Genomic DNA, 11,631 nt, shown 5'->3' with positions numbered 1-11,631 from the left:
GAATTATCGGAATAGCGCCGCCGCTGACGATCGGCGGCGGCGGGGTCAGGCTCAGCGGCGGTTGCGCACCAGCTGGTAACGGCGGGTCAGGTACTCTACCGGCGCACTCCAGATATGCACCAGGCGGCAGAACGGGAACAGCACGAACAGCGTCATGCCCAGCACCATGTGCAGTTTGAAGATAATCGCCACGCCTTCCAGGTGCGCAGAGGCGCCGGCGTGGAAGGTCACCACCGCCTGCGCCCAGGCCACCAGCTTCATCATTTCGCTGCCGTCCATATGCTGGGCGGAGAACGGAATGGTCAGCAAGCCGAGGCACACCTGCACCACCAGCAACGTGAGGATCATGATATCGGCGAAGCTGCTGGTGGCGCGCACCCGCGGGTTAGTCAACCGGCGCTTCAGCAACAGCGCGCCGCCGATCAGCGTCATCAGGCCGCAGGCGCCGCCGGCGATCATCGCCAGCTTCTGCTTCACGTCGATCGGCAGGAAGGCCTCATACATCCAGTGCGGCGTCAGCATGCCGAGGAAGTGGCCCGCGAAGATGCCGATAATGCCGATGTGAAACAGGTTGGACGCCAACCGCATGCCCTTTTTATCCAGCATCTGGCTGGAGCCGGCGCGCCAGCTGTACTGCCCGTAGTCGTAACGCAACCAGCTGCCGATCAGGAATACCGCGCCGGCCAGATAAGGGTAGATATCGAAGAAGAACTGATTCAAAAATTGCATGATTAGCGTCCTTTGGTTCCGGTTAACGCATCCGTCAGGTCCAGATACTGTGGCGCCACCGCGCCGGCAAAGCGCCGCTGGTGCGCCGTCTGCTGGGCGGAGGCGCAGCCCTGTTCGCCGAGAAACTTGACCTGCTCCTCTTCCCACACCGCATCCAGCGCCTGCGGCGTATCGTCACGCGCCTCTTGCGCCACCTGAGTCTCCAACACCTGGGCCTGCACCTCGCTGCCGGACAGCGCCAGCAGCAGATCGAACAGCACTGCGTACGGGCTTTCGCGCTGTTGCAGGCGCGCGCCCAGCAGCGCCAGGATCGGCGCAATGTCCTGCAGCCCTTCCCGCGCCTGCGCTGCGCTGCGGCTGGCCAGATACTCCAGGTACAGCGGCAGGAAATCCGGCAGCTCGCGGCTGTCGATCTCCAGCCCGGCGGCGCGGTACTGCGCCATCAGGTCAACCATCGCCTGGCCGCGATCGCGCGACTCGCCGTGCACGTGCTCAAACAGCAGCAGCGAGGTGGCGCGGCCGCGATCGAACAGCTCGCAATAGTCGGCCTGCGCGTCCAGCAGCGGGCGGGCGCACAGGCGGCGGATAAACAGAATCAGCTGCGCGCTGTGGTGCAGATCCAGCTCGCAGGCCGGCTCCAGCGCCTCGATCAGCGCCTGCTGATGGTCAAACAGCGCCTGCTCCGGGTAATCCAGCAGGCGGGCGATCACTTTCAGGCTGATCATGAGGCATCCTCCGGCCGCGCGGTTTTCGCGGTCACGTCGATGGCGTCGATACGGCGGCTGTTAAACAGGTTGAACTTGCCGTCGCTGCCGTGGCAGCCGTCGCCGAAGCTGAAGCCGCAGCCTTTGCTTTCCGGGAAGGCTTCGCGCGCCAGCTCGCGGTGGCTCGACGGTACCACGAAGCGATCCTCATAGTTGGCGATCGCCAGGTAGCGGTACATCTCCTGCGCCTGCGCTTCGCTCAACCCGACCTGCTCCAGCGCGCTGGTGTCCACCACGCCGTCGACGGTTTCCGCCCGCTTGTAGTGGCGCATCGCCAGCATGCGCTTCAGCGCCAGCAGTACCGGTTCGGTATCGCCGGCGGTCAGCAGGTTCGCCAGATACTGCACCGGAATGCGCAGGCTCTCGACGTCCGGCAGCACGCCACTGTGCGCCAGCTCGCCGGCGTCGGCGGCGGACTGAATCGGCGATAACGGCGGCACGTACCACACCATCGGCAGCGTGCGATATTCCGGGTGCAGCGGCAGCGCCAGCTTCCAGTCCATCGCCATTTTGTACACCGGCGACTGCTGGGCAGCTTCAATGACGCCCTGCGGCACGCCGTCCGCCAGCGCCTGAGCAATCACCTTCGGATCATGCGGATCGAGGAAGATATCGAGCTGACTCTGGTACAGATCCTTGTCGTTCTCCACTGCCGCCGCCTGCTCGATGCGGTCGGCATCGTACAGCAGTACGCCGAGGTAGCGAATGCGGCCGACGCAGGTCTCCGAACACACCGTCGGCTGCCCGGCTTCGATGCGCGGGTAGCAGAAGATGCACTTCTCGGACTTGCCGCTCTTCCAGTTGAAGTAGATTTTCTTGTACGGGCAGCCGGTCAGGCACATGCGCCAGCCGCGGCATTTGTCCTGGTCGATCAGCACAATGCCGTCTTCGCCGCGCTTGTAGATCGCCCCGCTCGGGCAGGTGGCGACGCAGGCCGGGTTGAGGCAGTGCTCGCACAGGCGCGGCAGGTACATCATGAAGGTGTTTTCGAACTGGCCGTACATCGCCTTCTGCAGGTTGTCGAAATTCTTGTCCTGCGAGCGTTTTTCGAATTCCCCGCCGAGGATCTCCTCCCAGTTCGGGCCGCTTTCGATCTTGTTCATGCGCTGGCCGGTAATCAGCGAGCGCGGGCGGGCCACCGGCTGGTGCTTGCCCTGTTTGGCGGTGTGCAGATGCTGGTAGTCGTAATCGAACGGCTCGTAGTAGTCGTCCAGCGCCGGCACGTCCGGGTTGGCGAAGATTTTCGACAATACGCCGACGCGGCTGCCCATGCGCGGCTCCAGCTTGCCGTTGATTTTACGGATCCAGCCGCCCTTCCATTTTTCCTGATCTTCCCAGGCGTGCGGATACCCGACGCCGGGCTTGCTTTCCACGTTATTGAACCAGGCGTACTCCATACCCTCGCGGCTGGTCCAGACGTTTTTGCAGGTGACCGAACAGGTGTGGCAACCGATGCACTTGTCCAGATTCAGCACCATGCCGACTTGCGAACGAATTTTCATTTGCTGTTCTCCTGCTGACTGCCCTGCGCGTAGTCGTTGCCTTCGTCGTCCAACCAATCAATGCGGTTCATCTTGCGCACCACCACGAACTCGTCGCGGTTGGAGCCGACGGTGCCGTAGTAGTTGAAGCCGTAGGCCAGCTGCGCATAGCCGCCGATCATGTGGGTCGGCTTCGGACAGGCGCGGGTCACCGAGTTGTGGATGCCGCCACGCTGGCTGGTGATCTCCGAGCCCGGCAGGTTCACGATGCGCTCCTGCGCGTGGTACATCATGGTCATGCCGGCCGGGATACGCTGGCTGACCACCGCGCGCGCCGTCAGCGCGCCGTTGGCGTTGAAGGCCTCGATCCAGTCGTTGTCCGCAATGCCCAGATCTTTGGCGTCTTCCTCACTCAACCAGACGATCGGGCCGCCGCGCGACAGCGTCAGCATCAACAGGTTGTCGCTGTAGGTGGAGTGGATGCCCCACTTTTGGTGCGGCGTCAGGAAGTTCAGCGCCTTCTCCTTGTTGCCGTTCGGCTTGCTGTTGAGCAACGGCTGCGCGGCGCGGGTGTCGATCGGCGGCCGGTATACCAGCAGGCTTTCACCGAAGGCGCGCATCCACTCGTGGTCCTGATACAGCTGCTGGCGGCCGCTGATAGTGCGCCACGGGATCAGCTCGTGCACGTTGGTGTAACAGGCGTTGTAGGAAACGTGTTCGTCTTCCAGACCGGACCAGATCGGGCTGGAGATGATTTTGCGCGGCTGCGCCTGAATGTCGCGGAAGCGAATTTTCTCGTCTTCCTTGTTCAGCGCCAGATGCCGGTGATCGCGGCCGGTGACGTTGCTCAGGGCCTCCCAGGCTTTTACCGCCACCTGGCCGTTGGTTTCCGGCGCCAGCGACAGGATCACTTCCGCCGCGTCTATTGCGCTCTCAATCTTCGGCCGCCCCGCCGCCGGGCCGTCGGCCTTGACGTAGTTAAGCTGCTTGAGGAAGTCGACCTCGGTTTGGGTGTTCCAGCTGATGCCCTTGCCGCCGTTGCCCAGTTTGTCCAGCAGCGGCCCCAGCGAGGTGAAGCGCTCATAGGTGGCCGGGTAATCGCGTTCCACCGTGATGATGTGCGGCGCAGTTTTGCCCGGGATCAGATCGCACTCGCCTTTCTTCCAGTCTTGCACGCCGTAAGGCTGCGCCAGTTCGGCGGCGGAGTCGTGCTGGATAGGCAGGGTCACCACGTCGGTTTCCTGGCCCAGATGGCCGACGCACACTTCGGAGAAGGCCTTGGCGATGCCCTTGTAGATCTCCCAGTCGCTCTTCGAATCCCAGGCCGGATCGACCGCCGCCGACAGCGGATGGATGAACGGGTGCATGTCGGAGGTGTTCATGTCGTCTTTTTCGTACCAGGTGGCGGTCGGCAGCACCACGTCGGAGTACAGGCAGGTGCTCGACATGCGGAAATCGAGCGTCACCACTAGATCCAGCTTGCCTTCGCCGCCCTGCTCGCGCCATTCCACTTCCTGCGGCTTCACGCCGCCCTGCTGGCCGAGATCTTTCCCCTGAATGCCGTTTTCGGTGCCCAACAGGTATTTGAGCATGTACTCATGGCCCTTGCCGGAGGAGCCCAGCAGGTTGGAGCGCCAGACAAACAGGTTGCGCGGGAAATTCTGCGGATTGTCCGGCTGCTCGGCGGCGAAGCCCAGCGTGCCGTTTTTCAGGCTATCGACGGTGAACTCGACAGGCGACTGACCGGCCGCACGGGCCTGCTCCGCCAGGCGCAGCGGGTTGGTGCCCAGCTGCGGCGCCGACGGCAGCCAGCCCATGCGCTCGGCGCGCACGTTGAAGTCGATCAGGCTGCCGCCGAAGCGCGACTTGTCCGCCAACGGCGACAGCAGCTCGTCGGTGCCGACGGTTTCATAGCGCCATTGGCTGGAATGGTTGTAGAAGAACGAGGTGCTGTTCATGTGGCGCGGTGGGCGCTGCCAGTCGAGGCCGAACGCCAGCGGCAGCCAGCCGGTTTGCGGCCGCAGTTTTTCCTGGCCGACGTAGTGCGCCCAGCCGCCGCCGCTCTGGCCGACGCAACCGCAGAAGATCAGCATGTTGATCAAGCCGCGGTAGGTCATGTCCATGTGATACCAGTGGTTGACGCCGGCGCCGACGATGATCATCGAACGGCCGTGGGTTTTCTCGGCGTTTTCCGCGAACTCGCGGGCAATGCGGATGATGTTGTGACGCGACACGCCGGTGATCTGCTCGGCCCAGGCCGGGCTATAAGCCTTGACCTCGTCATAGTCGGCGGCGCAGTTGGCGTCGCCCAGCCCGCGTTCCAGACCGTAATTGGCCAGCGTCAGGTCATACACGCTGGTCACCAGCGCTTCGCTGCCGTCCGCCAGCTGCAGGCGTTTCACCGGCAGCTTGTGCAGCAGGATCTCGTCCAGCGCCACGCTGTTGAAATGCTCGCTGTCCGCGCCGCCGAAGTACGGGAAGCCCACCTCGGCAACGTCGTCATGCATGCCAAGCAGGCTGAGCTGCAGCTCGACTTCCTGTTGCAACTTGCCCTCGCGCTGTTCCAGATTCCACTTGCCCTTCTCGCCCCAGCGGAAGCCGATGGAGCCCTGCGGTGCCACCAGATCGCCGCTGCGGCTGTCGATAGCGACGGTTTTCCACTCGGGGTTGTTTTCCTGGCCCAGCCCGTCCACCAGATCGGCGGCGCGCAGCAGGCGGCCGGCGGCGTAATGGCCGCCTTCACGCGCTTCCAGCAGCACCAGCATCGGCATGTCGGTATAGCGGCGCACGTAGTCGCGGAAGTAGCCGACTTCGCGATCGAGATGGAACTCTTTCAGCATCACGTGGCCCATCGCCAGCGCCATCGCGCTGTCGGTGCCCTGCTTCGGATTCAGCCAGTGGTCGCACAGCTTGGCGACTTCGGCGTAGTCCGGCGTCACCGCCACGGTTTTGGTGCCCTTGTAACGCACTTCGGTAAAGAAGTGGGCGTCCGGGGTGCGCGTCTGCGGCACGTTGGAGCCCCAGGCGATAATGTAGGAAGAGTTGTACCAGTCGGCGGATTCCGGCACGTCGGTCTGCTCGCCCCAGGTCATCGGCGAGGCCGGCGGCAGATCGCAATACCAGTCGTAGAAGCTCAGGCAGGCGCCGCCGATCAGCGACAGGTAGCGGGCGCCGGCGGCGTAGGACACCATCGACATCGCCGGGATCGGCGAGAAGCCGATGATACGGTCCGGGCCGAAGGTTTTGGCGGTATAGACGTTGGCGGCGGCGATCAGTTCATTGACCTCCTGCCAGCTGGAGCGGACGAAGCCGCCGCGGCCGCGCGCCACCTTGTAGCTTTTGGCTTTTTCCGCATCGCCGACGATAGAGCCCCAGGCCGCGACCGGATCGCTGTGCTGCGCTTTCGCCTCGCGCCACAGCTTGAGCAGACGCTTGCGCATCAGCGGGTATTTCAGCCGGTTGGCGCTGTACAGGTACCAGGAGTAGCTGGCGCCGCGCGGGCAGCCGCGCGGTTCATGGTTGGGCAGATCGGGCCGGGTACGCGGGTAGTCGGTTTGCTGGGTTTCCCAGGTCACCAGGCCATTCTTCACGTAGATCTTCCAACTGCAGGAACCGGTACAGTTCACGCCGTGGGTGGAACGCACCACTTTGTCGTGCTGCCAACGGCTGCGGTAGCCGTCTTCCCAGTCGCGGTTGGTGTTCAAGGTCTGGCCGTGATCGCCAGAAAAAGGCTCCGCCAACTGCTTGAAATAGCGGAAACGGTCTAAAAATTTGCTCATCCGGAATGCTCCTGAAGGCTCTTGTCGTTATAAGAAGACATGCTCAATCTGCCGCCAGCCTACTGACGGCCAACCGGCGGCAAATTGATTGCGATCAAGAGAAAGCGGGAGGCGACACGCGTATCGGGTGAGAAATACCACCAAAGTATAGGTGCGGAAAATGATGTTAATTGATTGAATTTAAATGAATAAAAGAGGCCGTCATGACAAAGGCTGGCGGAAGGGAGGCAAGGCGGGGTATTTGGGGGTAGAACGCGGGAGAGACCTCCCGCGTGACGTTCACTCGACGCATTCAGCGTTGGAGCCACAGCGTCGCGGTGCCCACGGCGGGCAACGCCAGCTGGATCTCCGCCCCCCCATCCTGCTGCCGCCAGCCCGCCGGAAGGCGCAATCGGGTGCTTCCCTCTCGATAGTAAGGATTGGCTACCAGCAGCAAGGCGCGATCGCCCAGAATAAACATCCGCGCCGGCATTTGCGGATCGCTTCCCGCCAGCGGCGTCGATTTTCCCGTCAGCAGATAAGGGGTGAAAGCGGCAATTTGCTGCGACACGGCAGCCACACCGCGCCAGGTGGCGTCAAACTCCCGTTGGTCGAAGCGGCCGGTTTTGCGCTTGTAAAACAGATCGGTATAGGAATAAAACAGCAGCCCCTTGGCGCCGCCGATCAGCGCCTGCCAGGCCTGGTTGCGGATTTCCGCCTCTGACGGCGGATGTGGCTTACGGCGGGCGTCATAAGCGGCGTGATCCATGATTTGCATCACCACCCAGGCCCCGCGCGATTGGCGGGCGGCCTGCACCGTGAGTTCGGTATAACGCGTGGTGCGCGTCAGATCGCTATCGTTCCCCACCGGGTAAGGGTCGGTCGCCAAAATGTCGCTGCTGTTGAAGTGAGCGTCCAACTCCCCGGTTTTGTTCAACACCTGGAAGGTGGGATGATCGCCGTCAAGCTGCTTTATTTGCAGGTTTTTTTCCTCGATCTTATCGAGATATTCCGGCCCCAGCTCATCGTTGATGTACCAGGCGAGCAGGTTGGGCTGAGAGCGCAAGCGCTGCACATACCAGGCCGTCAGCGCCGCGTAGTCGCCACCACGCACGGGCGGCGCGAAGCGGCTGCCGCTGTACTGATCTTTGACGGAGTAAATCACCAGCAGCCCGCGCTGGCGTGCGTTGCGGAAAAAGGCGTAAGGATCTTTCTTTTCCCCATAATCATAATTCAGCACCGTGTTGAATCCCGCCGATGCGATGCGCGCCAAATGCTCATCGGTCGCCACGTTGGCATAAATGCCCAACGGGAAAAGCCGCTGACCATCGCGCAGGGTAAAGCCTTCGCTGTCGATCGCCACTTTGGCCGCAGGCTGCCCGACGCGAAAAGACAGCTCGCTGCCCTGTGCCGGCTGGGATTGCTGCCCGATGACCTGCTGACGCAGGCGGTATTCCCCCTGGGCCAGGCCGGTCGGCAGTGGGTATTCGATACGGCGCTGCCCTTCAACCTGATAACGGTCGCGGCTACTGTGAACAACCTGCCCCTCGGCATTGAGCAATTCGCTCTCGACCTGCAAATGCTGCGGCTGCGGAGTGACCAGCAGCGTGTCGACCTTCCCCTGTGCCGACGCGCCGAGCTGATACAACGCCGGCGTAGGCGCTCGAGCACACGCATAGGCGTCGTCAAACCAGGCGGTACCGGTGCTCCCCTTGCGCAGATAGACGCCAAAAGTGACTCGCGCCGCCTGCGGCGGCACGGTATAGCTGGCGCTCACCTGCCGCCAGCCGCTGTCGCCGGTCACCCCTGCCGGATAGCTGCCTTCCAGAAAGCGCCCCTGCGCATCGAAGCTCTGCAGGTAAACCCCGGCGCCGCCGTCGCGGCTTTGCCCGCGTACGCCATGGGTCTTGAGCCAGACGCCGAAATCGATCGTCTGCCCGGGCGCAACCCGCAGCGCCTGGCTGAAGGTTCGGTACTGCGCCGCATCTGCATTGTCATAACGCAGACTACCACGGCCGCTGTGCGCATCGCCGTCGGCCTGTGCGCCCTGCGCACGCCAGCCGCTGAGCCCCTGCTCAAAGCCGGGGTTGGCCAACAGATTGGGTTGGCAGCTCTGCGCCAGAGCCGAAGCGCTCCACCAGGCGCAACAGCCCAGAGCCGCCATCTGATACATCCCCTTCATGGTCATTTCCTTTTCACCACGGCGTTGAACAGGTAAGTGGCGAACAGATAGCAGGATTTCTGGTAAGACAGCCCCAAATGCTGACGGTAAATCCGCCATTGCCAGTCCGCGGCGCGGATTTTGTTGCCCGACAGCGAGTGGGTAGACAATCGGTAACAGGCCAGCGGTTCGGGAATGCAGTAGGCCAGGCCGTTACGCGCCTTCTGCAGCACCGCCAGCCACATCAAATAGTCCTCATGACCCACTTTTTGCTGATACACCTTGCCGATGCGCTTCTGGTTGTAGATGCCGGTGAGATTGCCGATCCAGTTGCTTTTCAACATGTCCTGATAGCCAATAAGCTCATCCGCGCCGCGGGTGTTTTTGATCAATTTCAGGTCGTCTTCGAAGGTGTAATAATGGGAACACACCACGTCATAGCGGCGGGTTTGCAAAATGCTCGCCTGGCGCGACAGCTTGTTGGGGAGCCATACGTCATCACTGTCGCAGAAGGCGATATAGTCGCCCTTCGCCGCCTCAATGCCGATGTTGCGCGTTTCCGCCACGCCCTGGTTATGCTCATTGCGTATGTAGGTGAGGCGATCGTGGATAAACGGCCGCACCACCTCGGCAGTATCGTCGGTGGACGCATCATCGATCACATACAGGTGATAATCGGTAAATCGCTGATTCAGCACACCCAGGATCGACTCTTTAATAGAGTGCGCCGCATTGTAGGCCGGCATTATCACGGATATCTTTTCCATTCTGTCCTCACTCGGTGAGCTGTTGCCACTGGGGATAAATACGTTCGGGAGAAAAACGACGGGACTTCTCTAACGCGGCGAGAGAAAAGTGCTCGCGCAAACCCGGATCGAGCATCAGTTTGATCACCCCTTCGCTGAAGGCGGCGGCGTCGTCATCGGGCACCAGATAGCCGTTGACGCCATCATCTATCAACTCGGCCGGGCCGGTCTTGCAGTCGTAGGCCACCAGCGGCAGGCCGAAACTCATGGCTTCGATCAGCACCATCGGCAACCCCTCATAGCGAGAAGTCATCAAATACAGGCTGGCTTGGCGATAATAGGCCGCCACGTCGGCGGTGGCCGGCAGCAGGCTCACCTGCCGCTCCAACCCGGCCTCTTCAATCTGCCGCCGCAATGCGTCGCGCTCCGGACCGTCGCCAATAATCAGCAGCTGCCAATCCGGCGCCTGCGCCGCCACTCCTCGCCACAACGCGATCAGACGATCGAAGCCTTTCTGATTGCTCAATCGCCCCACCGCCAGCGCCACCTTTTTCTGCAGCGCCGGCGCCGGCGCTTGCGCGCCAAACGGTGAAACGTTCTCGATCACCCGACATTTCCCGGCACCCACCCAGCGAGCGATGGCGTCGCTATCTTGCCGCGTCAGGAAAATCACGCAATCGGCCAGCCGATAAACCAACAACTTCAACCACTTAAATACGCACGGATACTGGTGAAAGCTGACGTGCTCACTCAATAGCAGCCGGCTGCGGGCGCAAAACAAGCGCAGAAAAGGCGTCATCACCACCGACAGTTTCCCCATGGAAACGGTAATGATCACGTCCGCGCGTTCACGCCGCAGTGCCAATGCAAGCCGCCATGGCCAGAACAACGAATCGCCACCGCCGCAGCGCAGCCGGACATCGCTCGCTAGCGGAAAGAAGCTCCGATCGCCAAACAGCGAAAACACCGCCACGTCGTAGCCCGGCAGACGCGCCAGCGCATTAGCCAATCCGCTGGCGACCCGTTCAGTACCGCCCTTACCCGCTATATTTTCGATAACGATGATTACCTTGCGTGGTTGCATATCATCTCCTGAATCCCTGGCGCACATTGCGCAGCAGCCGGCCGCCCACCGAGAACAACCCCAACCGCGCCAGACAATCGCCATACCATTTGATCATCTTGAACTTGCCGCTCAGGCTGCGCCGCACGATGCGTGACGAGTAATAATTAAACGCCTGGGCGTTTTCTGAATACAGCGAGGCCAGCAGATGCTTGCAGGCGAATCCGCTGATATGGCGATCGCTGGGGCTGAGGAACGTATTGATAAAGCGGTCGCTGGCTTCCAGATTAAGCTTCGCCGTCATGCGCCCGTAGCGCCCTACGTCGAGAAACACGCCGCCGCCGGCGTCGTGAGCCACATGCGCGCCCAAATTGGTGGCATTGACCAGAAAGCCCCAATCCTGATGCTTATTGAGAAACTCGGGAAATAAAAAGCGGCGATCGCTTTTTTTACGTATGCTGATGGTGGATGAACGAATATCGCCCATTTCCAGAAAAAGGAAATCCTCGCCGGAAGAACCCGATTTATAGTGGAAGTTGAAGTCACGTACCGAATCGCCGCTCACCTCCGCATAGTTACCGAAGATAATATCAATCTGACGATCTTCATGTTTATTCATGCGTCGAATAATATAGTTGGTCGTAAAGTAATCATCAGAGTCGAGGAAAAACACGATCTCCGATTGCGCCAGCTTGATACCCAAGTTACGTGATACCGCCGCATTGCTCTTCTTCTTTTTCTCATGCAGCATCACGTTGCTATTGGTCGCTGCTATCTGGCGAATATATTTGATGTCATCCTCGTCAGAGCAATCATCAACCAAAATCACCTGATAGTCGAACCCTTGACAAGCGTTGAAAATCCGCTTCAGAGTTTTAGGCAGGTAGCGCGCACTATTATAAATAGGGATCACGATCGAGAAATCCATT

General features: G+C 61.1%; 8 protein-coding genes. All 8 read right to left on the bottom strand.

Annotation, left to right across the window (positions count from 1 at the left end; all coding sequences use genetic code 11):
* Positions 1-51 precede the first annotated feature (51 nt).
* Positions 52-729, bottom strand: coding sequence for a respiratory nitrate reductase subunit gamma (narI, locus tag ACJ8HT_RS03305; RefSeq protein WP_025303199.1), 678 nt, complete (start codon positions 727-729; stop codon positions 52-54).
* Positions 730-731: 2 nt separating this feature from the next.
* On the bottom strand, positions 732-1,454 hold the full coding sequence (gene narJ / locus ACJ8HT_RS03300) for a nitrate reductase molybdenum cofactor assembly chaperone (protein WP_197652660.1): 723 nt from the start codon (positions 1,452-1,454) through the stop codon (positions 732-734).
* Positions 1,451-2,995 (bottom strand): nitrate reductase subunit beta, encoded by a 1,545-nt coding sequence (gene narH / locus ACJ8HT_RS03295; protein ID WP_016927361.1) that lies wholly within the window; start codon positions 2,993-2,995, stop codon positions 1,451-1,453. The genes narJ and narH overlap by 4 nt, the downstream gene beginning before the upstream one ends.
* Complete coding sequence (locus ACJ8HT_RS03290; RefSeq protein WP_197652659.1) at positions 2,992-6,753, bottom strand: nitrate reductase subunit alpha; 3,762 nt, start codon at positions 6,751-6,753, stop codon at positions 2,992-2,994. The genes narH and ACJ8HT_RS03290 overlap by 4 nt, the downstream gene beginning before the upstream one ends.
* A gap of 292 nt (positions 6,754-7,045) precedes the next feature.
* Complete coding sequence (locus ACJ8HT_RS03285; RefSeq protein ID WP_053091819.1) at positions 7,046-8,905, bottom strand: carbohydrate binding domain-containing protein; 1,860 nt, start codon at positions 8,903-8,905, stop codon at positions 7,046-7,048.
* A gap of 11 nt (positions 8,906-8,916) precedes the next feature.
* Positions 8,917-9,660, bottom strand: coding sequence for a glycosyltransferase family 2 protein (locus tag ACJ8HT_RS03280; RefSeq protein WP_060424048.1), 744 nt, complete (start codon positions 9,658-9,660; stop codon positions 8,917-8,919).
* A 7-nt stretch (positions 9,661-9,667) separates the two neighbouring features.
* Positions 9,668-10,723 (bottom strand): glycosyltransferase family 4 protein, encoded by a 1,056-nt coding sequence (locus tag ACJ8HT_RS03275; RefSeq protein ID WP_195873486.1) that lies wholly within the window; start codon positions 10,721-10,723, stop codon positions 9,668-9,670.
* Position 10,724: 1 nt separating this feature from the next.
* Complete coding sequence (locus tag ACJ8HT_RS03270) at positions 10,725-11,630, bottom strand: glycosyltransferase family 2 protein (RefSeq protein WP_049202058.1); 906 nt, start codon at positions 11,628-11,630, stop codon at positions 10,725-10,727.
* Position 11,631: the final 1 nt, after the last annotated feature.

The organism is Serratia sp. CY44782 (genome assembly GCF_052168715.1).
Lineage (GTDB): Bacteria > Pseudomonadota > Gammaproteobacteria > Enterobacterales > Enterobacteriaceae > Serratia > Serratia nevei.
The sequence above is the reverse complement of the archived record's forward strand: the minus strand, read 5'-3'. Positions and strand labels throughout refer to the sequence as shown.